This is a genomic window from Sphingobacterium composti (genome assembly GCF_009829075.1).
Lineage (GTDB): Bacteria > Bacteroidota > Bacteroidia > Sphingobacteriales > Sphingobacteriaceae > Sphingobacterium > Sphingobacterium composti.
Map to the genome: position 1 here is coordinate 68,978 of NZ_WUQZ01000016.1, position 25,180 is coordinate 94,157.

Annotated in this window: 22 protein-coding genes and 1 rRNA gene; 15 read left to right on the plus strand and 8 right to left on the minus strand. The window is 34.2% G+C overall.

The window, feature by feature from the left end; genetic code table 11:
* Window positions 1–382 precede the first annotated feature (382 nt).
* The 5 genes from rpsA (at window position 383) to GOQ17_RS11265 (ending at window position 9,248) form a co-directional block, all read left to right on the plus strand.
* Window positions 383–2,311 (plus strand): 30S ribosomal protein S1, encoded by a 1,929-nt coding sequence (rpsA, locus tag GOQ17_RS11245; protein WP_159637498.1) that lies wholly within the window; start codon window positions 383–385, stop codon window positions 2,309–2,311.
* 90 nt (window positions 2,312–2,401) lie between these two features.
* Complete coding sequence (locus GOQ17_RS11250) at window positions 2,402–3,238, plus strand: sulfurtransferase (RefSeq protein ID WP_159637499.1); 837 nt, start codon at window positions 2,402–2,404, stop codon at window positions 3,236–3,238.
* 130 nt (window positions 3,239–3,368) lie between these two features.
* The gene (locus GOQ17_RS11255; RefSeq protein ID WP_159637500.1) at window positions 3,369–7,112 is read left to right on the plus strand and encodes an ATP-binding protein; all 3,744 of its coding nucleotides are present in this window, start codon (window positions 3,369–3,371) and stop codon (window positions 7,110–7,112) included.
* Between the two features lie 76 nt (window positions 7,113–7,188).
* Entirely contained in the window at window positions 7,189–8,373 is a 1,185-nt protein-coding gene (locus GOQ17_RS11260; protein WP_159637501.1) for a C1 family peptidase, read from the plus strand.
* 86 nt (window positions 8,374–8,459) lie between these two features.
* Complete coding sequence (locus GOQ17_RS11265; protein ID WP_159637502.1) at window positions 8,460–9,248, plus strand: META domain-containing protein; 789 nt, start codon at window positions 8,460–8,462, stop codon at window positions 9,246–9,248.
* Between the two features lie 33 nt (window positions 9,249–9,281).
* Here GOQ17_RS11265 and cysM read toward each other — a convergent pair whose 3' ends face one another.
* Genes cysM through GOQ17_RS11285 form a run of 4 tightly spaced genes read right to left on the minus strand, consistent with a single transcriptional unit; the run spans window position 9,282 to window position 12,173 of the window.
* A complete protein-coding gene (gene cysM / locus GOQ17_RS11270) occupies window positions 9,282–10,154 on the minus strand; it encodes a cysteine synthase CysM (protein ID WP_159637503.1) in 873 nt (290 codons plus the stop codon).
* A 2-nt stretch (window positions 10,155–10,156) separates the two neighbouring features.
* The gene (locus GOQ17_RS11275) at window positions 10,157–10,963 is read right to left on the minus strand and encodes a serine O-acetyltransferase (protein ID WP_159637504.1); all 807 of its coding nucleotides are present in this window, start codon (window positions 10,961–10,963) and stop codon (window positions 10,157–10,159) included.
* Between the two features lie 51 nt (window positions 10,964–11,014).
* Window positions 11,015–11,398: a DUF3037 domain-containing protein gene (locus tag GOQ17_RS11280; RefSeq protein WP_159637505.1), complete on the minus strand. Its 384-nt coding sequence runs from the start codon at window positions 11,396–11,398 to the stop codon at window positions 11,015–11,017.
* On the minus strand, window positions 11,376–12,173 hold the full coding sequence (locus tag GOQ17_RS11285; protein WP_159637506.1) for a HipA family kinase: 798 nt from the start codon (window positions 12,171–12,173) through the stop codon (window positions 11,376–11,378). Before GOQ17_RS11285 ends, GOQ17_RS11280 begins: the two co-directional genes overlap by 23 nt.
* A 144-nt stretch (window positions 12,174–12,317) precedes the next feature.
* On the opposite strand from GOQ17_RS11285, the gene GOQ17_RS11290 reads away from it, so the two are divergent.
* From GOQ17_RS11290 to gldG, 6 genes are all read left to right on the plus strand, one after another.
* Window positions 12,318–12,863, plus strand: coding sequence for a DUF1599 domain-containing protein (locus GOQ17_RS11290; RefSeq protein ID WP_159637507.1), 546 nt, complete (start codon window positions 12,318–12,320; stop codon window positions 12,861–12,863).
* Window positions 12,864–12,867: 4 nt separating this feature from the next.
* On the plus strand, window positions 12,868–14,070 hold the full coding sequence (locus GOQ17_RS11295) for a BT_3928 family protein (RefSeq protein ID WP_159637508.1): 1,203 nt from the start codon (window positions 12,868–12,870) through the stop codon (window positions 14,068–14,070).
* A gap of 2 nt (window positions 14,071–14,072) precedes the next feature.
* Entirely contained in the window at window positions 14,073–14,594 is a 522-nt protein-coding gene (locus tag GOQ17_RS11300) for a shikimate kinase (RefSeq protein WP_159637509.1), read from the plus strand.
* Window positions 14,591–15,565, plus strand: a complete 975-nt coding sequence (locus tag GOQ17_RS11305; RefSeq protein WP_159637510.1) for a glycerophosphodiester phosphodiesterase family protein — start codon at window positions 14,591–14,593, stop codon at window positions 15,563–15,565. Before GOQ17_RS11300 ends, GOQ17_RS11305 begins: the two co-directional genes overlap by 4 nt.
* Window positions 15,566–15,567: 2 nt before the next feature.
* A complete protein-coding gene (locus GOQ17_RS11310) occupies window positions 15,568–16,275 on the plus strand; it encodes an ATP-binding cassette domain-containing protein (protein WP_159637512.1) in 708 nt (235 codons plus the stop codon).
* A 71-nt stretch (window positions 16,276–16,346) separates the two neighbouring features.
* Entirely contained in the window at window positions 16,347–18,761 is a 2,415-nt protein-coding gene (gene gldG / locus GOQ17_RS11315) for a gliding motility-associated ABC transporter substrate-binding protein GldG (protein WP_159637513.1), read from the plus strand.
* Window positions 18,762–18,802: 41 nt separating this feature from the next.
* On the opposite strand, the gene scpC is transcribed toward gldG, so the two are convergent.
* Entirely contained in the window at window positions 18,803–20,296 is a 1,494-nt protein-coding gene (gene scpC / locus GOQ17_RS11320; RefSeq protein ID WP_159637514.1) for a succinyl-CoA:acetate CoA-transferase ScpC, read from the minus strand.
* A 334-nt stretch (window positions 20,297–20,630) separates the two neighbouring features.
* On the opposite strand from scpC, the gene GOQ17_RS11325 reads away from it, so the two are divergent.
* Entirely contained in the window at window positions 20,631–21,443 is an 813-nt protein-coding gene (locus GOQ17_RS11325) for a helix-turn-helix transcriptional regulator (protein ID WP_159637515.1), read from the plus strand.
* Window positions 21,444–21,469: 26 nt separating this feature from the next.
* Window positions 21,470–22,345 carry a 3-keto-disaccharide hydrolase gene (locus GOQ17_RS11330; protein WP_159637516.1) on the plus strand — a complete coding sequence of 292 codons (876 nt, stop codon included), beginning with the start codon at window positions 21,470–21,472 and terminating at the stop codon, window positions 22,343–22,345.
* A 72-nt stretch (window positions 22,346–22,417) separates the two neighbouring features.
* On the opposite strand, the gene rpsT is transcribed toward GOQ17_RS11330, so the two are convergent.
* Complete coding sequence (gene rpsT, locus GOQ17_RS11335) at window positions 22,418–22,672, minus strand: 30S ribosomal protein S20 (protein ID WP_159637517.1); 255 nt, start codon at window positions 22,670–22,672, stop codon at window positions 22,418–22,420.
* A 189-nt stretch (window positions 22,673–22,861) separates the two neighbouring features.
* Between rpsT and GOQ17_RS11340 the strand changes: the two genes are divergently transcribed.
* On the plus strand, window positions 22,862–23,392 hold the full coding sequence (locus GOQ17_RS11340; protein ID WP_159637519.1) for an RNA methyltransferase: 531 nt from the start codon (window positions 22,862–22,864) through the stop codon (window positions 23,390–23,392).
* An 82-nt stretch (window positions 23,393–23,474) separates the two neighbouring features.
* Window positions 23,475–24,347 (plus strand): succinate--CoA ligase subunit alpha, encoded by an 873-nt coding sequence (gene sucD, locus GOQ17_RS11345; protein WP_159637520.1) that lies wholly within the window; start codon window positions 23,475–23,477, stop codon window positions 24,345–24,347.
* A gap of 136 nt (window positions 24,348–24,483) precedes the next feature.
* Here the strand turns inward: sucD and GOQ17_RS11350 are convergent, their stop codons facing one another.
* Together GOQ17_RS11350 and rrf are read right to left on the minus strand one after the other, a co-directional pair.
* Window positions 24,484–24,969, minus strand: a complete 486-nt coding sequence (locus GOQ17_RS11350) for a DinB family protein (RefSeq protein WP_159637521.1) — start codon at window positions 24,967–24,969, stop codon at window positions 24,484–24,486.
* A gap of 127 nt (window positions 24,970–25,096) precedes the next feature.
* A 5S ribosomal RNA gene (gene rrf, locus GOQ17_RS11355) occupies window positions 25,097–25,180 on the minus strand; the annotation flags it as partial.

Consider the following 25,180-nt stretch of genomic DNA (forward strand, 5'->3'; position numbering starts at 1 on the left):
ATCGTTTATTTCCAACTTAGCTTGCGATACCTTATTTACAATTCGAATTTGCGGCTTGATGTATTTTCTTTTCATAATATATATTTCTTTTTAAAAATCTAATTGGTAGATATTAAGAGGGTTTAGTAATCCAAACATAACTTTATTATTAATCAATAAAAATGACATTGATCATATTATTGATTAATTTTTTAAATATTAGAATTTATTATCTTTAAACTATTTAAACGCTTACCACATCGCACACACTATTGTATACAAAACACTACATTTGGAATACAAGAAAACCTATTAAAACTTTTTTTTACATAAATAATTGGAAATAAAAGTTTTTCGTATCTTTGCACTTCCTACAATGTAGGAAAAAGGAGAAAATTAATTAATGGCAAAAAAACAAGAAGCAGAAAAAGAGTTAGCGGCGAAAAACGCAGAGCTACAAGGTGCTGACACTAAAGTAGTGAAAGACACTGAGACAATTGAGTCTGAAGCAGATTCAACTTTGATCGACCAAATCAAATCAACTACTTGGTCTACACCAGAAGGCGATTTCGATTGGGAAGCTGACGAGAAAGCTTTCGGAAACTACAGCGACGCTGAGCGTGCTAAGTTAGAAGAGCAATACGCTGGTACTTTCAACCAAATCAACCAAGGTGAAATTATCGAAGGTGTTGTTGTATCTATCAACAACAAAGACGTTGTATTAAACGTAGGTTTCAAATCAGACGGTCTTGTAGCAAAAACTGAGTTTCGTGATCTTCCTGAATTAAAAATCGGGGATACTGTTGATGTATTTGTAGAATCTCAAGAAGATGCAAATGGTCAATTAGTATTATCACGTAAGCGTGCAAAAACTCAAAAATCATGGGAAGCTATCAATGAAGCATTAGAAAATGATGCGATCATCGACGGTTTCGTAAAATCTCGTACTAAAGGTGGTTTGATCGTTGACATCAAAGGTGTAGAAGCTTTCTTACCTGGATCTCAAATCGACATCAAACCTATCCGTGATTACGATGTTTACGTAGGTAAAACTATGGAATTCAAAGTGGTAAAAATCAACCACGAATTCAAAAACGTAGTAGTATCTCACAAAGTATTAATTGAAGACGATTTAGAAAACCAAAAATCAGAAATCGTTGCTAAATTAGAAAAAGGTCAAGTATTAGAAGGTACTGTTAAAAATATCACTGACTTCGGTGTATTCATCGACTTAGGTGGTGTTGACGGTTTACTTCACATTACAGATATCTCTTGGGGCCGTATAGAGCATCCAAAAGAAGTTTTAACTCTTGATCAAACAATCAACGTTGTTGTATTAGATTTTGATGACGAGAAAAAACGTATCGCATTAGGTTTAAAACAATTATCAGCTCATCCTTGGGAATCTTTAGACACTACATTAGAAGTAGGTTCTAAAGTAAAAGGAAAAATCGTAACAGTTGCTGATTACGGTGCTTTCTTAGAAATCATCCCAGGTGTTGAAGGTTTAATCCACGTATCTGAAATGTCATGGTCACAAAACTTACGTTCTCCTCAAGAGTTCTTAAAAGTAGGTGACGAAATCGAAGCTCAAATCTTAACATTAGACCGCGACGAGCGTAAAATGAGCTTAGGTATCAAACAATTGACTCCAGATCCTTGGAAAAACATCACTGAGCGTTACCCAGTTGGTTCTAAACAAAAAGCTGTAGTTAAAAACATGACTAACTTCGGTGTATTTGTTGAATTAGAAGACGGTATCGACGGTTTGATCCACATCTCTGACTTATCATGGTCTAAAAAAATCAACCACCCTAACGAATTCACTAAAGTAGGTGAAGCTTTAGAAGTAGTTGTATTAGAATTAGACGAAGAAAACCGCAAGTTATCTTTAGGCCACAAACAATTAGAAGAAAATCCTTGGGATACATTCGAAACTATCTTCACTGAAGGTTCGATCCACGAAGGAACAGTAATCAAAGTTGGTGACAAAGGTGATATCGTAGCTTTACAATACGGTGTTGAAGGTTTCTGTCCTTCTAAACACTCTGTAAAAGAAGACGGTTCTTCATTAAAAGTAGATGATACTACTGAGTTCAAAATCATTGAATTCAACAAAGAGAACAAACGTTTAGTTATTTCTCACTCACGTATCTGGGAAGAAGCTAAAGAAGAAGCTCGCAAAGAAGAGTCTAGCGCACGCAAAAAAGATGCTAAATCAGCTTCAAACGCAGTGAAAAAAGTAAAAGATTCTGTTGAGAAATCTACTTTAGGTGATTTAGACGTATTAGCTCAATTGAAAGAGCAAATGGAAGGTGGCGACAAAAAATAATTTTTTAGTCACTAGCTAAATATATGAAAAGCTCCAGTCGAAAGATTGGAGCTTTTTGCTTTTGTAAGAAAGCCTTTGTAATTTTAAAGCATGGTTTTCAATTCTTCACTAATCACCGTTCCAGAGCTTGTAGAAGCCTTAAATGATAATGCTATAATATTATTAGATTGTACAATTGACAAAGTTGGAAAGTCTCTAAAAGGCAAAAAACTGGAACTTATTCCCAACTCATATTTCTTTGATATCGAAGGTAAGTTATCAGACAAAAAATCAAAATTGCCGCACACTTTAGTATCTCCAGAAGTATTTGAACAGGAAATGCAGAAATTAGGCATAAATCAAAATAGCACAGTAGTTCTGTATGACCGTTGGGGTGTATATTCGAGCCCTCGTGCGTGGTGGATGTTCAAAGTAATGGGTTTTGACAATGTATATGTATTGAATGGAGGCTTACCGACTTGGAAAAAAAGTAAAAAGCCAATTGAGAACGCTTATACTAAGCCATTAAAAGTTGGTGATTTTAAAGCGAATTTTAGAGCAGAATGGATCGCTGATAAGGAGTATATCTTAGAAAGATACAAAGCTAAGACAGTTGATATTTTCGATGCTCGAAGTAAAGGAAGATTTGTCGGACTAGTCCCTGAACCCCGAAAAGGATTGAAAGGAGGTCATATCCCTCATTCTAAAAATATTCCTTTCGAAGAATTATTAAATGGTGAATCATACGTAGATAAAGAAACAGTTGAATCCATTTTTCAAGCACAAAAACCATCTACCGATGAATACGTGTTTACTTGTGGATCTGGTATTACTGCATCTATATTAGCATTTGGGAGTCACTTAATTGGTCAACAAAAAATAAGAGTATATGATGGATCATGGTCTGAATGGGGTATGGATGAATTGAACCTTCCGACAGAGAAATAATTTCAAAATGCAAAACATATTCAAACGGAAGAATGTTCTTTAATCTAGTTTAGATAATTTATATTATTTTTAAGTAGAACAAAATTTTAAAACCTTTTTAAGCTATAAATTAAAGTCAGCGTCGTAAAATATGAAAAACAAAATCCGAATACTTTTATTCGTACTTACACTTTTATTTTTTGCGACACCAGTCACCGTAAAAAATGCGATAACAGACAATGATATTCTTGAATTAGAATCTGGGAAATTTGCTGCTACCCTTCATCAGAAGGAAAGAATAATTGACAAAATTTTCGCAGATTCTATACTTAATAAAACATTTGTTAATAGTGAGCGATACCCTCTTCAAGTAAGAGAAATATCGAACGATTATCAAAATCAACAAATTTACTTATATATATATAAGAACACTAAACCAATATTTTGGTCATCAAATATTTATGTCCCAGATACTGATGCCGGTCTAAAAGATGGAATATCCTATATATATGCTGATAATTTTTCATTCTTAGTCAAAAAGAAAAAGCTTACATCTGAACTCAATATATTAGCTCTAATTCCTGTTGAAAGACAGTACAATTCTGCATATAAAGCCAAAAATTCTTCCTCGTATCTGAGTATTACTGCTAGTACACAATTACAAATTGCAAAATTTGGAGATACTGAGGAAATTAAAAACATATATTCTATTAATAATCAATATCTCTTCTCTGTCAAGCTAAAAAGCAATAAATACAACAATATTTACCTGAATATTCAACTATTCTGTTGGGTTTTGGGCACGATATGCTGCGTCATTCTTATCAGCAGTATTTGCGTAAGTGTAGCGCGTAGAGGTCAAGCATTATTGTCAATTATCTTATTGGCTATTACGTTTGTTATTATCAGAATTATTGATTTAGAGACAAATTGGCTATCTCAAATTTCAGACTACAAGTTATTTTCACCTCGAACATATGCCTACAGTTATATAGCCCCAAACTTGTGGTCCTTTTTAGTCAATTCGATTGTATTATTATGGATTGTATGTTTTTGTATATACATTAAAAAATATATTGTCCTCCCTAGTGTTCTACTCAAGCCACAAATAAGAAATTGGGTGTTTCTACTAATTCTGCTAGGTGCTTATTATATTTACAATCAACTTTTTAGTCAGTTAGCAACGTTAATTACACATTCCTCCTTTTCGACAGAAGATCTAATAACCTTATTTTTCACTTATGATTTCACTTTTTACCACATTTTAATATATACAATTATCATATTTTCTGTAATACTCATTGCAGACATTGTGGTATATATAGGCAAAGTACTAACTCCAAAAACAACGACTAACCTTAATATTCAGCTCATTGCATTAGTTACGGCATTGGTAATTGGTGCTTTTTATGAGGGTTTTTCTTTGATTAATGTGCTGATTGGTATACTAATATTGATGCAATCATTTGATAAATCATTATTACGATATAATAATATTTATACTCAAGTCCTCACTATTCTAACAATATCCTGTATTACTACTATCAAATATGCTGATGCTATCAATGAAAACAATAGAGAGCATATGAAATTAATGCTCTTAAACTTAGAATCAGATGATGATATTGAAGCTATATCCTTGTTTTCAGGTATGGAAAATAAGTTAGAAAATGATCAGCAACTCAAAAAACTAATTGAATTAGCTTCTGTCAATCCAAATTCACAATTGATTAATAATTATATCCAAAAAAATTATTTGACAGGATATTTAACGAATTACAATTTTTCAGGATATTACTACTTTAACGGCAAGCCATTAGACAGCTATTTTTCAAATCCATTAACAGATTTCAGAGAAAAGGTTATCACAAACGCTACTAAAGTTAATTATACTAAATCATTTTATAAATCTAAAACTGAAATCGGTTATTATGAATACTTTACCTTATTAAGCACATCAGATAATGCGGGCAATGCGATATCAATAATTATTAATTTGAAAAAAAACATTAATAATGTCGCTACATATTTACCTTTTCTAAATGAAAACGCAAGTGATAACTATGCTGATGCAAAAACGAAGCATTATAATTTTGCGATCTACAAGGATGGAAGCCTAATCAGTCAAAATGGTAAATTCACCTACCCAAATAAGGATCAGTATGATAACAGAAATACTAATGAATTCTACGTTATAGATGAAGATAACAACTATCAGCATATTCTATTTCGACCAGACGCTAATACTACTTTAATTGTCAGTAAACCTATTCAATCTTATTGGCAGTTTATTACTGTTGTGTCTATTACTTTTTTGTTCTTATATATTGTCGTCTCTGTCATTCGATTTTTGGCACAGGTCATCCCTATTTATATTCGCCATGATGTATCATTTGTAAATCTTTACTTGAGATTTAGATATACACTTGCTCAGATACGCTATAGTTCTCGAATCCAGACTTTAGTAATTAGTTCGGTGTTAATAGCTATTGTGATTTCGGGTATAATTAGTTTTTATAGTATACACCTACAGACTATACAAAGTCGTAAAGATCAAAAATTAGATTATATTGCTCAAGTAGTGCAAAACTTGGAAGATATCGCTACGAAAGATTCTTCCTCGACGCACCTTTCTTCGCTTTATAAAACGATGACTTCGTTAACAAATGTCGTTGTAACAGACTTTAATTTGTATGACAAAAATGGTAAGCTATTTTTCACCACACAACCAGGCATTTACAACCATAATCTGATTTCTTCTTATATCAATCCACATGCATACTTAGATATGAATGTCCTTAAGAAGAATGAAACCTTATTCCAAGAACAAATAATTGATTTCGACTACGAAACAGCATATGCAACGATCAAAGATTCAAATTATAAAACCATTGCCTATTTGGCAATTCCCTATTTCAATTACCAAGAAGTAGAGAATGAAAGCACAAATATATTACTAAAGACGATCTTGAATATTTTCACGGTTATTCTCATCATATTTGCTTTCCTCTCTCTCTATATATCAAATAAAATAACTGAACCTCTACAGATCATTCGGAAAAAGTTATCTCAGACGAATATGTCAGCTAAACCAAATGAGTCACTTTATTGGGAAAAAGACGATGAGATTGGTCTTTTAGTTAAAGAATACAACTATATGTTGGTCAAATTGGAAGAGCATGCGAAGCAACTGCGACATGCAGAGCGTGAAAGCGTTTGGCGTGAAATGGCACAACAAGTAGCTCACGAAATCAAGAATCCATTGACACCAATGAAATTGGGAATTCAGCAATTAAATAAATCTTTTAAAGACAATGATCCTAGATTTCCGGAGCGTTTCGAAAAAATATCCAATTCATTCATCGAACAAATTGAAGCCTTAGCACGTATTGCTTCAGAGTTTTCTGCATTTGCAAAATTACCAGAGTCACAATTTATTGTATTGAACCTAATTGAGAAAATTAATAAATCTATTCATGTGTATGATAATATTCCGAACGTGCAAATTGAATTGATTAATCAAACCAAATTTGAGAAGCGTATAGAAATATTCGGTGATCGCGATCAAGTTATACGTTCTTTTAATAATCTAATAAAAAACGCTATTGAGGCTACATTAGGTCGCCGTAAACCAAAAATTCAGATCGTAATAAAAGATGGAGATGCACATAATGTTCTTGTAGAAGTTATTGATAATGGATTTGGAATTCCTGACGAGGTGATTCCTAAAATATTTAAGCCCAATTTCACCACAAAAAGCTCGGGAACGGGTCTAGGACTCGCGTTTGTTAAACAGACTGTAACAGGTATGAATGGTACTATTGATTACACTACGCGCCTCAATCAGGGTACTACATTTTATATCACTTTACCTTTATACGTCGGACAACAATAATTATAACCAATATCTTTGCAAAAGTATCGGCAATTTATGTAAATTCGACTCGTAAAATTATTAAATTATTCCTCAAATGAATTGGAGAAAATCCTTTTATATCGCTGCCTTTTTATTGGCATCATCTGCGCAATCTTTCGCACAAGACAATTTAATCAATGCGCTAAAAAATAATGTTAGCGATAAGAGTAAAGAAGGTTTTGTATTCACAGAAGTGATCAATCTGGGTAATACATCCATTAAAGATCAAGGTTCATCAGGAACTTGTTGGGCTTATTCGGGCAACTCATTTTTGGAATCTGAAATGATACGTATGGGTAAGCAGCCTGTTGAGATTTCTCAAATATTCACAGCGTATTATACCTACTTAGAAAAAGCCAAAACTTTCGTACAGTTACATGGTGACCAAGCACAAGGTGAAGGAGGACAACTACATGATGTATTGACTATTTATCGTAAATACGGTGCTGTGCCTAATGAGATTTACACAGGTTTACGTGAAGGTCAGACGCGTAATAATTTTTCGGAGATGAGTAGCATCTTACATGGAATGACAGAGAATATTGTCAAAAACAAAAAGCTGACTCCTAATTGGCAAAAAGCCGTAACTGGGGTAATGGATGCTTATTTAGGAACGCCACCACAATCATTTGAATACAAAGGAAAAACATACACACCTCGTACTTGGGCTGATCAAGTAGTAGGAATCAAACCAGATGATTATATCGGAATAAGCTCTTTCAAATCTCAAGAATTATACAAACCTTTCGTTTTATTAATTCCTGACAATTGGTCCTTCGAAAGATTTTATAATGTACAAATGAATGATATCTGTGATATCATTGACCATGCTTTGACTAATGGATATACTGTAGCATGGGCTACTGATGTATCAGAAAAATTCTTCAGTTGGAAAAATGGCGTAGCCTTTGTGCCAGAAAAAGACATAGAAAAAATGACTCAGGAAGAAATAGCTAATTTATTCAATGGTCCAAAACCAGAAGCTAAGGTTACTGAAGATATGCGTCAAGCAGCTTATGATAATTATTCTACAACTGATGACCATGGAATGCACATTGTTGGATTAGTGAAAGACCAACAAGGTAAAGAGTATTATATTGTAAAAAATTCTTGGGGCGAATCCAACGACTATAAAGGGTATATGTATGCTACAAAAGAATACGTACGCTATAAAACCCTTTCCATTTTATTGCACAAAAATGCCATTCAAAAAAGTATAAAATCTAAATTAGGTATATAATTAAGCTGAGATTTTTTCGTGCAATCTAAAATTGGAATAATAAGAGTTTTTATTGCTATACTTGTGGAGAAAATAACATTTAGCTTATGAAATTATATTATATACTCGCATCAGCAATTGTATTAATGTTATCTAGCTGTGGCTTGTTACAAAGCAATCAAAACGCATTACTTCATAAGGCGGGAGATTTACATGCCAAATGGCATATTGTATCCATTGATAACAAATCTGTTGATAAAAAGGTAAACGGTAAAGAGCCTATTTTCAGCTTTGATTTAGCAAAAAATGAGTACAATGCAATCACAGGTTGCAATAATCTTATGGGCGGTTTCGAGTTGAAGGCTCCGAACAAGCTAAAGTTTTCTCTCGGAATATCTACCATGATGGCTTGTGATAATATGGATGTAGAGAGAGGATTATCAAAAATTCTTCCTTCCGTAGCATCTTATAAAATCAGTAACGATACATTATCATTTTTTGATTCGAAGAAAGCATTGAAAGCACAATTTAAATTGAAAAAAGAAGATAAATCTGCACTATTACAAGGTAAATGGGAATTGGACTATATTGGTTTAACAAATAAATCGTTAGATCATCTATTTACTTCTAAAAAACCAACATTAGAATTTAATCCAAAAGAACTAACTTTAGTAGGTAATGGCGGTTGTAATAATTACTCTGGGACGTATACAATTGATGCACATAAGTTAAAATTTGGTGCAATAGCTTCTACAAAAATGGCTTGTCCTGCTATGGAAGGCGAAGCCGCTTACTTCAGGAATTTGGAAAGAATTACTTCTTTTAGCGTGGATGCGGATAAGCTAACACTTATTACAGATGATATAGCGATATTAAGATTTAAAAAAGTGAAATAACAAAAAGAGAGGATTTATAATCCTCTCTTTTTGTTATCCGAATAAATCTGAACTTAAATAACGATCACCTCGATCACAAGCTATAAATACAATTATTCCCACATCAATTTCACTTGCAACTTGTAGAGCTGCATGAAAAGCTCCTCCTGTACTCATTCCTGCAAACACACCTTCTTTCTTTGCTAGTAATCTCGCTTTATTAATTGCATCTTGTTGATTCACATCAATCACCCTATCCACACGAGAAGGATCAAATATCTTTGGCAAATATGCTTCGGGCCAATGTCTAATTCCTGGTATCGAGGACTCTTCAGTTGGCTGACAACCTACGATTTGAATATTTGGATTTTTATCTTTCAAATAAATGGAATTGCCCATAATAGTACCAGTTGTTCCCATCGCACTTACAAAGTGTGTAATTTTTCCATCCGTATCACGCCAAATTTCCGGGCCAGTAGTTTTTACATGCGCCTCAAAGTTATCTGGATTTGCAAATTGATTCAGAATAAAAACACCTTCCTTAGCTGCCTTTTCCTCTGCATAATCTCGGCAAACTTCCATATTCTCTAATAAAGTAACTTGAGCACCAAAAGCTTCCATAGTCAACGTACGCTCACGTGTAGAGCTAGACGGCATTACCAACTCCAGGTCCATCTCATACATACTCGCGATCATAGCTAAAGCTATTCCTGTGTTGCCACTTGTTGCTTCAATTAATTTATCGCCTTTCTTAATATCACCACGCTCTATTGCCGAACGAATCATATTCAGAGCTGGTCTATCTTTCACCGAACCAGCAGGATTATTACCCTCTAGTTTAGCATATATTTTAACCTTTGGATTGTTATGAAAACTTGTGATTTCTACCAAAGGTGTATTCCCTATTGTATCTATTATATTTCCCATTGTTAAGCGGGTTTTGTGTCAATAAATTTTGAATTAGACTGATGGTACACCGTAGTGTAAGGCTCTATGCTTGATGTGAGCCAAACATTACCGCCTATTATCGAATGGTGTCCAACGCGTGTTTCACCACCTAAGATTGTTGCCCCTGCATAAATCACCACATAGTCTTCTATAATCGGATGACGTTGTTTACCTGCTAAATTTTTTTCAACACTGAGTGCTCCTAACGTAACGCCTTGATATAATTTCACATGCTCTCCGATAATACATGTTTCTCCGATCACTAAACCTGTACCATGGTCTATATGTAAATATTTACCAATAGTGGCCCCAGGGTGAATATCTATTCCCGTACGCTCGTGTGCCCATTCTGTGAGTATACGTGGGATTAATGGAACATCCAATAACCATAATTTATTTGCCATACGATAAATACATGTGGCCAAAAAACCTGGATATGTTCGTATGACCTCTCTTAGATCTTGTGCGGCAGGGTCGCCTTTTAGAATAGCTTGTGCGTCAGTCAACATGACCTCATACAATTCTGGCAAAGAAATATAAAACTTTTGAACAATAATATCATTATCACAATTGTTGCATGTATGACTTTTTCTCAGAATACTAAGCAATTCTTGCTCTGATCGCCTAAAAATATCTTTTACGTCGTCTACAGAAGACAATTGTTGAGGATTTCTTTCTGGAAATAATGCTCTAAACAAATCTCGCGCCCAAGTCCAAATACGCGTATTACTAGGCATATCCTGTGCTTCTATTTGTTTTTGGTAAAGATGGTTGTAAAAATCTTCCATGAATGCAAATCTACATTATTGATTAATAAAAATCTACTTTTAAGGTAGATTTTATAGAACTAATTTTTTCATTAACTCTATATGTGTTTCTTCTGCAGATATGCAAAGTCCAGTATGCGATGGAGAACATTGAATAATCGTACTTCTATTAGCCGTCAACCAGCGAAATCTCTCGGATTGTTCAAGAGTCGCAATCTTGCCATATGCGTTGTTTCCTGCACAAATCTGTTGAAACGATTCCAAATGTTCTTTTATCATCTCTATATCAACATCCGCATAAAGCGCTTTTATCTTTTGTTCATTCAGATAAAACAAAAATTCTGCGTAACGAAACTTTTTAGCATAAAGTGCGACACCAACATTCACAAACTCCTCACGTTCTACACGAGGTACCATCCGCACTACGGCATACTCATATAATGTTCTTACGCTCATTTGCTATTTGATTTAAAAATAGAATTGAATTTGCTAACCTTCTTACCAAAAACTGAAAGTAAACCTCTCTGACTTCATCTGGGCTAAGCTCTCTACCTTCTTCGACCAGCCATTCGTCAGGAATGATCATTAAAATATTGCGAATGACTTTTTCAGTAAATAAGGAATTGTATTTTTCATTAATCTCCTGAACCTTGGAAGCTTGCTTTAACAAAACATGGTCTTTTATTTGAACAAAAGGTTTTGTTACATAATCTTCCCAGTTGTCCCAAGAATGATGAAAATATAAAGAAGCTCCATGATCTATCAGCCACAACTCCTTTTTCCAAATCAACATATTGGTATTACGAGCCGTACGGTCTACATTCATCAACAGCGCGTCCAGCCAAACAATTTTTGAGGCTTCTTCTTCACAGATCACATCTACATTAGCATCATAGGTGATTGCGCCATTTAAAAAATGTACACCCAAATTTTTGCCAATAGAAAATTTAAGCAAATCCTGAATTTCTTCATCAGCTTCTAATCGCCACAACGACTCATCCAAATTAGCAAACACCAATTCGGGCATCCGCAATCCTAATATGCGTGCTAGCTCTCCTCCTATCAATTCCGCAACCAAAGCCTTCTTTCCTTGACCTGCACCACGAAATTTAATGACATAACTAAATCCATCATCAGCATCTACCAATCCTGGCAGCGAACCGCCCTCACGAAATGGCTGCACATAACGAATGATTTCGACTTCTCGAATTTCTGGCTTTTGTATTCCCATTTGTATTTTTCAATGTATACCCGAAGTTAATTGAAAATATATTAGCATTTAGTATAAAAACACAAATTCAAACACTAATGTGACTATACACGAACTACTTTTCTGATTATATTTGTAACACAACATTTCATTATCATATAGTATATGAACACTACAGAGGAATATAATGCGGTTATCGATTTATGTAAGAATCTATTTGTCAACAAGACAAAAGATTATGGTACTTCTTGGCGTATTATGCGCTTAAGTTCGATCACAGATCAACTTTACATTAAAGCTAAACGAATCCGAACACTTGAGGTTAAGCAGGTATCTAAGGTGGGCGATGATATAGCTGGTGAATTTGTTGCAATTATTAACTATTGCGTGATTGCCTTAATGCAATTGGAATTAGGCGAAGAGGGCGAAGAAAATCTTGATGCAGCTGTAGTAGAAAAAATGTATAGTGAAAAGGTAAATGAAACTAGAGATTTAATGTTCGCTAAGAATCATGATTATGGTGAGGCATGGCGTGACATGCGCATTTCGTCTATGACTGACATGATTCTTATGAAATTGCACCGTGTAAAACAAATGGAAAATAATCATGGTAAAACTATTGTTTCCGAAGGTTTTGCCGCCAATTATCAAGATATGTTGAATTATGCAGTATTTGCTTTAATTAAAATGGGATTTGCAGTTAAAAATTAAAAATATGTCAGATACTTCCTTTTACAGTCCATTACAAAACACATCGGCAAAACCTGATATTCTCCTGTGGATATCACGCATTTTTGTTGGTCTATTATTTATTTTTTCGGGGCTAATAAAAGCAAATGACCCCATTGGATTTGGGTACAAACTTCAAGAATATTTTCACGTATTCAATCTTAATTTTTTGAATGATTACAGCGCGTGGATTGCAATTATAATATGTGCTTTGGAAGTGATATTAGGAATCCTGTTGTTATTGGGCATAGCTCGCAATTCAGTAGCATGGGGATTACTTCTGTTAATTATTTTCTTTACATTTCTGACATTTTACTCTGCATTTTTTGATGTCGTGACTTCGTGTGGATGTTTTGGTGATGCTATTCCTTTGACCCCATGGCAGTCATTCATCAAAGATTTAGTTTTATTGGTATTCATCGGTATTATTTTTATAAAAAGAAATAAAATCAAGCAAATATTTAAAAGCTCTGCTGTAAACAATCTTTTGACACTATTGACAGTTGTATTTTCTTTTGGTGCTGGTATTTATACGTATAAGTATTTACCTGTTTTAGATTTCTTACCTTATAAGGTGGGAAACAACCTCCCTTCTCTAATGAAAATTCCGGAAGGAGCTGCGCAAGATGAATTTGAGCATATTTACAATTTAAAAAACAAACAGACAGGCGAAGAGAAAAAAATAAATGACAAAGAATATATGAGTCAAAAAATCTGGGAAGATGAAAGTTGGGAAATTGTTGGCGAACCGGTGACCCGATTAATCAAAAAAGGCTATCAAGTGGCAATTCCAGATTTGATGATTACTGATTTTGAAGGAGAGAATCATACACAAGAAATTGTTGAAAATCCTCATTACAATTTCATCGTGACAAGTGTAGATGTGACAAAATTTACTCCTGCAGACTTCTTAGCTCTTGACAAGATAAATCAAACAATTAAATCCTTGAGTGAAGAATACAACCTTCGTGCTATCTTATTAACAGCAAGTGCGAGTTCTGATGTTGACTACTTAAATGATCAATTGGATTTGATTTTAGAAACTTTTTATGCAGATGCTATTCCATTGAAAAGTATGGTACGATCTAATCCAGGTGTGATGTTATTACAAAATGGTGTGGTGATTCAAAAATGGTCAAAAGATACTTTCCCTTCTAAAGAAGAATTAATAAATAACTATTTAAAATAGCAATGGACAAACCTATATTCTTAGTTGGCTTCATGGGCTCTGGCAAAACGACTTGGGGTAAGAAAGTTGCTAACGCATTAGATTTGCCATTTGTGGATTTAGACCATGAAATAGTTGAAAATATCGGCATGACCATTCCCGAATATTTCAATGCGCACGGCGAAGATAATTTCAGGAAATTAGAAAATGAATTTCTAAAGAAACAAGCAGGAAGAATTGCTGTAATCTCGACCGGCGGCGGTACACCTTGTTATTTTGATAATATGGATTGGATCAATCAGAATGGACTTTCTCTTTATCTATACCATACAAGTAAATCCCTTTGGTCGAGACTAAGTCAGTCTGATGTGAATAAAAGACCCGTTTTGAAAGGATTAGCTGGCGACGAATTGTATGAATTTATTGACTCAAAACTAAGAGAGCGATCGGATTATTACGAAAAAGCACATATTAAATTTGAGCAAATTCACACCCCCTTGGAGGACATCATTGAATTGATCAAAAATTATCCTAACACCAAATGAAAAGAACTATAAACTCGTCCTTTCTAGCAGTATTTATTCTTGTTCTGTCATCTTGTTTCAGAAATCCATCATCGGATAATCAACAAGATTCCACAGAAATAAATACAATTGAAACGAATTTTTCAGCGCAGAATTTCAAGATCTCAACGCTGGAAGACTTGTATGAGTTTTTTACTTACCGTGAGGATAGATACCCATTAGTTAGTGCACATCGCGGCGGAGATACTGACGGATATCCCGAAAACGCAATAGAGACATTTGAATATTGGTCGAAGCAATTTCCACTGATAATTGAGACAGATGTGCGAATGTCCAAAGATTCTGTATTGGTATTGATGCATGACGAGACATTAGATCGAACTTCAAATGGTACAGGAAGAATAGGAAAACATACATTAGCCGAATTAAAAGAATTGAAATTAAAAGATGACAATGGCGAAATTACCGAATATAAAATTCCTACCTTAGAAGAAGCTTTAAACTGGGGAAAAGGTAAAGTAGTATTTACGTTAGATGTTAAGCAAGACGTACCATACACATTACTAGCTCAAGTAATTCAAAAAACTAGCGCGCAAGCATCCGTCATTGTAATTACTTACAATGCTAATCAAGCGAGAGCTTTAAATCGTATCAACCCAGACTTGATGATTTCAGCAAGTGTCAAATCACAAAAAGATTTAGTCAAATTAGCCGAAGCAGGTATACCAGATAATCGGTTGGTTGCATTTGTCGGCACTACTCAACCAAAAGCAGAATTGGTAGACTTACTTCATGCTCATGGAATCAAGACAATTTTAGGTACTATCGGAAACTTAGACAAACAAGCGGCGAGCAGAGGTTATCAAGTCTATGCAGAATATATAGAGAATGGGGCTGATATTTTGAGTACAGATAGACCCGCTGATGCGCAAAAAGCTCTAGATTTCTATATTAAAAAAAGACAATTAAAATCATCTTTCATCAATCGTTAGCTATGTCAATACGTGTAGAAAATCTTACGCAGCAATACGGAAAACAAAAAGCTTTAGATGCCATTTCGTTTCACACACAGGACAATGGTATCATTGGTTTTTTGGGCCCAAATGGCGCTGGTAAGTCTACTACGATGAAAACTCTTGCTGGCATTAATCCCATACAAACTGGTAATTGTTGGATCAATTCCATTAATATTCAAGAAAATCCTTTAGAAGCTAAAAAGATAATTGGGTATCTACCTGAAAATAACCCTTTGTATGTGGATATGTACGTACAGGAGATGCTTGAATTTCATAATGCATTGAATAAGTTGCGTAATAACAAAATTCGTATTGATGATGTTATTCAACGGACAGGATTAAGCAAGGAGAAGCATAAAAAAATAAAACAGCTGTCCAAAGGGTATAGACAGCGGATCGGCTTAGCCTGTGCTATTATTCATGATCCTAAAGTGCTCATACTCGATGAACCTACTACAGGTCTTGATCCCAATCAAATTATTGAAATTCGACAACTTATTCGTGAACTTGCTATTGATAAAACGGTAATTCTATCCACACATCTGATGCAAGAAGTAGAGGCAATATGTGATGAAATAATCGTTATTCATCAAGGTGTGATTAAAGATCAATTTCTATTAAAAGAAAAAGAGCAGCACTATCAAAACCTTACGATGGAAGAAATTTTTGTAAAACTTACAAAATAGGCATTTCACATTCATTTGATTTTGTTTTTAGAACCAATAATTGGTATTTTCGACGCTAAAACCTGAAGAAATTGCGTAGTATATATATAAAAGAAATCGTTACTTATTTCAATTCATTTATAGGCTATTTGGCTATAGGTTTATTTCTATTTGTTGTAAGTTTATTGATTTGGATATTTCCTGAATCATCTATATTGGATAATAATTATGCAACATTAGAAACATTTTTTCAGCTCACCCCATATCTTCTCATTTTATTAGTGCCTGCAATTACTATGCAGAGTATTGCAGGTGAAAAAGCAAATGGAACTTTTGATTTGCTTCTTAGTAAGCCTATATCATTATCAGAAATTGTCTTAGGAAAATTCTTGGGAAGTTATACTGTTACCTTTTTTTCGATATTACCAACGCTTATTTATCCAATATCTCTTTATTTACTAGCATCACCTATAGGTAATATTGATATTGGTGGCACCATAGGTTCCTATTTAGGATTATTTTTATTGGCAGCTGCATTTACCTCAATTTCGATTTTCAGCTCATCATTAACGCATAATCCTATCATTGCTTTCCTATTAGCTGTAGTACTTTGTTTTTTCGGCTATTATGGATTCGATGCTATTAGCAAGTTTTCCTCATTCTATGAATATGAAGATGCAATAGCAGTTGTTGGGATTCAATATCACTACGAAGCGTTGAGCAGAGGAGTAATGATGGTCGCTGATTTGATTTATTTTATAAGTTTTATTGCGCTATTTTTAATTTTAACGATTGGACATTTGGGTAGAAAATTTAGACCTAGCTCCAAAACATTTACCGTATATGGAATCACGCTATTAATTATCTTCCTAATTAATCAATCTTTTATCACTCAAAATTTCGGTAGAATTGATTTTACTCAGGATAAAAGATATACTCTTTCACCAACAACAAAAGAAATTCTAAAAAAGACTGATAATAATATCTATATCACCATTTTCTTAGAGGGGAAATTACCTAGCGGTTTTCAACGACTAAAAAAAGCTGCTATTGATATGGCTCGAGATTTTAATTACTTATCCAATGGCAATATTAAAGTCAACATCATAAATCCTCAAGAAGGTTCTGATCAAGAAAAAAAAGAATTATTTGATGCACTTATTGATAGAAGTCTACAACCAACTAATCTTAGTATTAAAAATGATAATGGATTTTCTCAGAATTTGATCTTCCCATATGCAATAGTTAACAAAGGAGATCAAGAAATAAATGTAAACCTATTACAAAACAAAATAGGTTTGAGTCCAGATCAAATTTTGAACAATTCTATTCAAAACTTGGAATACAGCTTTATTTCAGCAATACAAAAGCTCTCTCGCCCTACACAGACTTATATTGGATTTACAGAGGGTAATGGCGAACCATCTGATTTGGAGCTATATGATGCCATGCATACTTTTACTCAAACAAGCCAAGTTGGTCGAGTCAATCTAGATTCTATTGAACTAGAAGATTTGAAAAAATTTGCGGTAATTATTATTGCTAAGCCAAAAACAAAATTTCCAGAAAGTCATAAGTATAAAATTGATTATTACGTGCGTCATGGAGGATCAGTTATTTGGGCTATTGACCAAGTAGATGCCGAGATGGATTATTTAAGAAAGTCTAGTTCGCAAATGCTCATTGGGCGAGAACTAAATATAGATGATCAACTATTTTTATATGGTGCAAGATTAAACTATGATCTAATTGCTGATATGAATTGTGCGCAAATACCTATGTCTGTGGGTAATATTAATGGTCAAGCACAAATTGAGTTGACACCTTGGCTTTTTAGTCCAATTTTGATTCCAACAAAAGAACATCCAATCACCAAAAATCTTGATGGTATACGAACTGATTTTGTCGGAAGTATTGATACTATTGCTTCTCCTAAAATTAAAAAAGAAATTATTTTAGAGTCTTCTCCATATAATAAGATATACAATACAGGATCAATTATTTCCTTACAAATGGTAGAAAACCTTCCTGATCCTGCTACATTTCAAAGTAAACAAAAGCCTATAGCAGTTTTACTTTCTGGAAATTTCCCTTATATTTTTGAAAACAGACCTGCGCCAGAAGGAATTAACACGCCTGAGAATCTCTCAAACATTTCTAAACCAGCCAAAATGATGGTAATAGCGGATGGAGATTGGCTTATAAATAGTGTCAACAATAAGGATAATTCACCTTATCCATTGGGCTGGGATCGTTATGCGGACAAGCAGTTTGCAAACAAAGTTTTTTTAGAAAATATAGTAGACTACATGACCAGCGACAAAGATCTAATAACACTTCGTAATCGCGAGATTAAATTAAGATTACTAGATCAGCCAACTGTAAATCAACAAAAACTCAAATGGCAATTAATCAATGTCGCATCTCCAATAGTGCTATTATTTATAATTGGTGTTATTCAACAAATAATACGTAGAAGAAAATATTCAAAAAAAGCCGTGATATAGATCACGACTTTTCATTGAATAAAAACTAAGAAGTATTACTATTAATTCTTTTTCATGCTACCTGTTTCAGCCAAACGTATGTGCCAGCTGAATGCTTCTTCTAGAATGTGTGGCGTATGACCTCCACGTGCACAAGCCCTATCAAAATAGGATTGCAATTCTTCACGGTAATCAGGATGCACACAATTATCAATGATTTTTTGCGCACGCTCACGAGGTGCTAAACCACGTAAATCAGCTAAACCAATATCTGTAACCAATATATCTACATCATGCTCTGTATGATCCACATGTGAAACCATCGGCAATACGTGTGAAATTTTATTCTCTTTGGAAGCTGCCTGTGCCACGAAAATACTCAAGTATGCATTACGTGCAAAATCGCCAGATCCCCCTATCCCATTCATAATTTTCGAACCCGAAATATGTGTAGAATTTACATTACCATAAATATCAAATTCGATTGCGGTATTGATAGCAATGACGCCTAAACGACGAATCAAGCCTGGAGTATTAGAAATATTTTGTGGTCTTAACACAAATTTATCTCTGTACTTTGCTAAATTATCAAACACACGATCATAACATTCCTGTGAAACGGTAACCGAAGATGCAGAAGCAAAACTCAATTTCCCAGAGTCAATTAAATCAAATGTACTATCTTGCAATACTTCTGAAAACATTGTCAAATCGTAGAAATTGCTATCTTTAAAACCAGTAAGAACAGCATTTGCAACTTTTCCGATTCCAGCTTGAAGCGGTAAAAGACGTTCAGTTAAGTGGCCTAATTTCACTTCATTTTCGAAGAAATTAAGAATATGCTTTGCGATACTTGAAGTTTTCTCATCTGGAGGAGCGATATCAGCTGGACTATCCTTTTTGTCAGTGAATACGATCGCAACTACTTTATTTGGGTCTAATGGAATTGTTTTACGACCTATTTTATTCCAAGGTGCTACAATCGGGATTACATTACGATGTGGATAATCCTCCGCTTGGTAAATATCATGAATACCATAGAATTCTTCTGGTATAACCGTATTCACTTCCAAAATTACCTGTTTAGCCAAATTAGCGAAAGTTAAAGAGTTACCTACCGAAGTTGTAGGAACAAAACTTCCATCTCTGTCAATATATGCTACTTCCAATACAGCAATATCCACCTGAGGAAGATTTTTGTTGTGTAATAGTTCAGCAGCTTCACTCAAATGCTGGTCAATGAATAACACCTCTCCCGCATTGATCTTATTTCTTAGTGTACGATCAACTTGGAAAGGCATACGTTTGGTCAATGCCCCTGCTTCTGCCAACTTCCCGTCTGTATCATGACCTAGTGATGCACCAGTCATCAACGTTATTTTAACCTTTTCCCTCTTAGCGCGCTCAGCTAAAGCCGGAAGTACAACTTTACTATCCCCTGCTTTTGTGAATCCACTTGAACCTACAACCATGCCATCTTGTATCAATTGGGCTGCAGCATCAGCTGACATTACTTTATCTCGGAGAGATTCCAATCGTATTCTTTTTAAATCCATATGCAAACTATATAATGAATTGTTATGTCTCTAATAATCATATAATAATACAATATTAATGATAATAAAAGTTACAATATTATTATTTTCAGTCAGATAGTTATCTATACAACCAATTTAAATATAACCAAATGATTATCAGTCAGCTACCAAAATACTACTCAGTTAAATAATACTTTAATAGTTTATTTTAGTATTTTTTTTTTGATTTAAGCCATAAATTCTAGGGATACTCAAGTAAAAATAAGTAGTAAAACAAATCAAAAAAGTAACCAAACACTTACTTTTTGGTATTTTAACTTAAAAACTAGAAATTTGTTTTAAAATATAGCATATGGAAAAGGAATATGTAAATAAGTATTACATGACCGAAGTAGATGCATTCGAGGACAGTATTTATTGTCATCATGCATTAATGGGGGATAGTTACATTGGTGAGCACGAACACAAAAAAGGACAATTTTTATATACAGAAGGCGGTGTAGTATTCTTAAAAACTGCAACAAAATCATACTTCCTTCCTGCGAGACATTACATATGGATTCCAGCTGGTGTAAAACACAGCATACATCCAAGCTCTTCTCATGTTATAATGCGAAACCTTTATTTCCCTCAGTATGAAACTGATACAGAGTTTTATGATAGAATAAATATTTATCCTGTAAATGATTTGCTAATCGAACTAATTATGTTTACCAATCGTTGGAATGGAAATATATTTCCTGTCGAAGAACCAAAATATTCCATAGCAAAGGCATTTAAATTAATACTACCAGAACTATCACAATCTGAGTTACCACTAGCATTACCATATCCACAAAATCCAAAATTAAAAGATATCGTAAAACATTTAGAGGCAAATATTTCTGAAAATATAAGTTTCAAAATTCTTGCTCAAAACTTTGATATAAGTGAGCGAACACTTGCTAGGCTCTTTCAAAAAGAATTAAATATGTCGTTTATTCAGTATTACACTATTCTGAGGATGCTCACCGCACTAAAACTTCTTTTGGATGAAAAGTTAAGCGTTAATGAAGTAGCTTTGAAAGTAGGTTACAGTAGTTTACCAACATTTAGTAATACATTCAATAAAATAATTGGAGTACGTCCAAGTGATTATGTGAAACATCAAAACACTTTATTATAACTAAGATATTAACTTAAATAAAATTTATGCAATTTAAAAACCTATGTTGGTCTGCTTTAGTGGCAGTATCTGCACTATCATGCTCTACGCAAAGTAAGTCACTCGACGTGAATAAAGAAGTACCTGAGGCAATCCAATTATTTAATGGAAAAAACTTAAAAAATTGGACACCTAAAATTAGAAATTATAAAGTAGGAGAAAACTTTGGAAATACATTTCGCGTGGAAGATGGAATGATGAAAGTTAGATACGATCAATATGATGATTTTAATTTCCGCTATGGTCATATAGCTTATAATACCCCTTTTTCCTATTATGTATTACGCGTAGAATATCGTTTCGTAGGTGAACAAGCAAAAGGTGGTGAAGGCTGGGCTTGGCGCAATAGTGGAGCTATGTTACACGGTCAAGATCCAAAAACGATGTGGAAGGATCAAAATTTCCCCATTTCTATTGAAGCACAATTCTTAGGAGGTCCTGATGATATAAAATCTGAGCGCACTACATCCAATCTTTGTACACCAGGCACCAATGTGGTTATGAATGATAAATTATTCACTCCGCACTGTATTAATTCAAAATCAAAAACCTATCACGGTGACAAGTGGGTGACAGCTGAATTTGTAGTATTAGGAGATTCTGTAATTCGTCACATTTTAGAAGGCGAAACAGTCATAGAGTATTCAAAGCCTACAATAGGTGGCGATATGGTAGAAGGACACAATCCAGCTGTAAAGCAAGATGGCAAAGCAATTACAGAAGGGTATATTTATCTCCAATCAGAAAGTCATCCAATAGATTTTCGTAAAGTAGAATTATATGACTTGGAAAAGTATAAAATGCAGCCACAAAAGCTTGATGGAATTATCCAAAAGATATTACAAACAAAAGGTTCGAATTAATCGAACCTTTTAATTTTATAAAATAAAAAAAGGACACATTTCTGTGTCCTTCTATATCTTTATATCCAAAGATTAACCTAACTTGTTAACTAATTTAGTTAATTTAGATTTGTTGTTAGAAGCTTTTTTCTTGTGGATAACGTTTTTCTTAGCCAAACGATCAAGCATAGAAACAACACGAGGTAATAATTCTTTTGCTTCAGTAGCGTCAGTTGTATTACGTAATTTCTTGATTGCGTTACGAGTTGTTTTTGCTTGGTAACGGTTTCTTAAACGCTTCGCAGCGTTAGCTCTAATTCTTTTAATCGCTGATTTATGATTTGCCATTTCTATTAGCTATATATTTTATAAACTTTTTTATACTAAATTCGGATTGCAAAAATAACGAGTATTATTCAATATTCAAAATCTATTTTCAAGTTTCTCTCCGAATCCTTTATTTAATACTGCAAAGGTAAATAAAATTTACGAGTTATTTATCTATCATTACGATTATAAATTAAGTATTTTTGTAGCATGCAGAAGTTATCAATGGATCAACTCAATCGGGTTGATGTCGAATCATTTAAAGAATTAGAAAAAACACCTTTTACTATTGTACTGGATAATGTACGCAGTATGCACAATGTTGGTTCTGCCTTTCGCACTGCTGATGGATTCGCTATCGAGCAAATCCTATTGTGCGGTATTACAGCGACACCCCCTCATCGTGAAATTGAAAAAACAGCTTTAGGAGCAACACAATCAGTAGAATGGACACATTATAAAGAAACTACCGAAGCTCTACAGCAATTAAAACAACAAGGTTATAAAATCTTCGCCATCGAACAAGCCGAGAACTCTACTTCGTTAGAGCAATTTGAAATATCGACGAACGATAAATATGCTTTTGTATTTGGCAATGAAGTACACGGTGTTGATGAGGAAGTGATGCAAATCGTCGATGGCTGTATTGAGATTCCACAATTTGGCACAAAACATTCTTTTAATGTCTCTGTTACAATTGGAATAGTTCTTTGGGATATCCTGAAGAAAATAAAGTTTTAATAAAAAAAAGACTGAATAGAGTAAGCAATATTTCCAGAAGTCGTTACAAAATGGTAGATTTGCTCTGCTAAAAATTAGAACAATGAGTGTATTAGTAAATAAAGATTCAAAAGTTATCGTTCAAGGTTTCACTGGAACAGAAGGTACTTATCACGCGTCTCAAATGATTGAGTATGGAACGCAAGTCGTAGGTGGTGTTACACCTGGTAAAGGTGGTCAAACTCACTTAGACCGTCCAGTATTCAATACAGTTCAAGATGCTGTTGATGCAACAGGTGCTAATGTTTCTATTATTTTTGTTCCACCAGCATTTGCTGCAGATGCTATCATGGAAGCTGCTGCTGCTGGTATCGCATTAATCGTTTGTATTACAGAGGGTATCCCTACTAAAGATATGATTCAAGTAAAATCTTACTTGAGTGACAAAGATTCTCGTTTAATCGGACCTAACTGTCCTGGTATCATCACTGCTGAAGAAGCTAAAATTGGTATCATGCCAGGTTTTATCTTCAAAACAGGTAAAGTAGGTGTTGTTTCTAAATCAGGTACATTAACTTACGAAGCAGTTGATCAAACTGTAAAAGCAGGTTTAGGTATTTCTACAGCTATCGGTATCGGTGGTGACCCAATTATCGGAACTACAACGAAAGAAGCTGTTGAGTTGTTAATGAACGATCCAGAAACTGAAGGTATCATCATGATTGGTGAGATCGGTGGTGGCATGGAAGCTGAAGCTGCTCGTTGGATTAAAGAAAACGGTACTAAACCAGTTGTTGGTTTCATCGCTGGTCAAACTGCGCCTCCGGGACGTCGTATGGGACACGCTGGTGCTATCGTAGGTGGTGCTGATGATACTGCTGCCGCAAAAATGGCTATCATGCGTGAGTGTGGTATTCGCGTAGTAGAATCTCCTGCTGAGATTGGTAAAGCTATTGCTGAAGAATTAGCTAAATAATATATAAATATATTTGTAATAGAAAAGGAGACTTCAAAAGAGTCTCCTTTTCTATTACAGTCTTGTGTCATTTAATGCAATCCTTTGGCAGAAAAAAAACATATCGATAAATATCTTCTATATATTTTTTATCAATTTATTTCTCGTCAGCTGAAGGACCATAAAGACCTGGCAAAGGAATATCCAACATACGCATGTATACCGTTAGTTGTCCCCTATGATGCACCAAATGATTTTGAATAATAAATCTATACGCTGCTGACTTAGGAACTTCGGCAATAACATAATCACCAGCTTTTAGCTTCCAAATCGATTTCCAATCCTCTTCAGTAATGTTTGATATAACCTCAACATTTTCAGCACAACCATTATTCAGTACATCTAATAGTTCTTGCACCGACTGAGCTTCAAAAGGCTTATACATAGTTGGAAAATCAAAATACGCTCCTGACAATGCTTCTTTCATCCAGTTGTGTAATTCGACTATATGGCTTGCCAATTGTATTAACGACATAGATTTTTCGTGAGGTTTATAGGAAAAATGTTCTTCCTTTAATCTCGACAAAAGTTGTCTTGTATTTTCAGTTTCTCTTTCGATTTCAATTAATTGTGCCTTATTCATTTCCAGATCCTTTTAAATATTATTTAAATCTAGCAAATATTCACAATATTTATAATTTATTAAATCTTCAAAACTCTTTAAATGCAAAAAACCCCTTATCATTTTATTGATAAGGGGTTTGTATAAAAAAAGGCACCGACCTACTCTCCCACCTGTTACGGCAATACCATCGGCTCGGGCGGGCTTAACTTCTCTGTTCGGAATGGGAAGA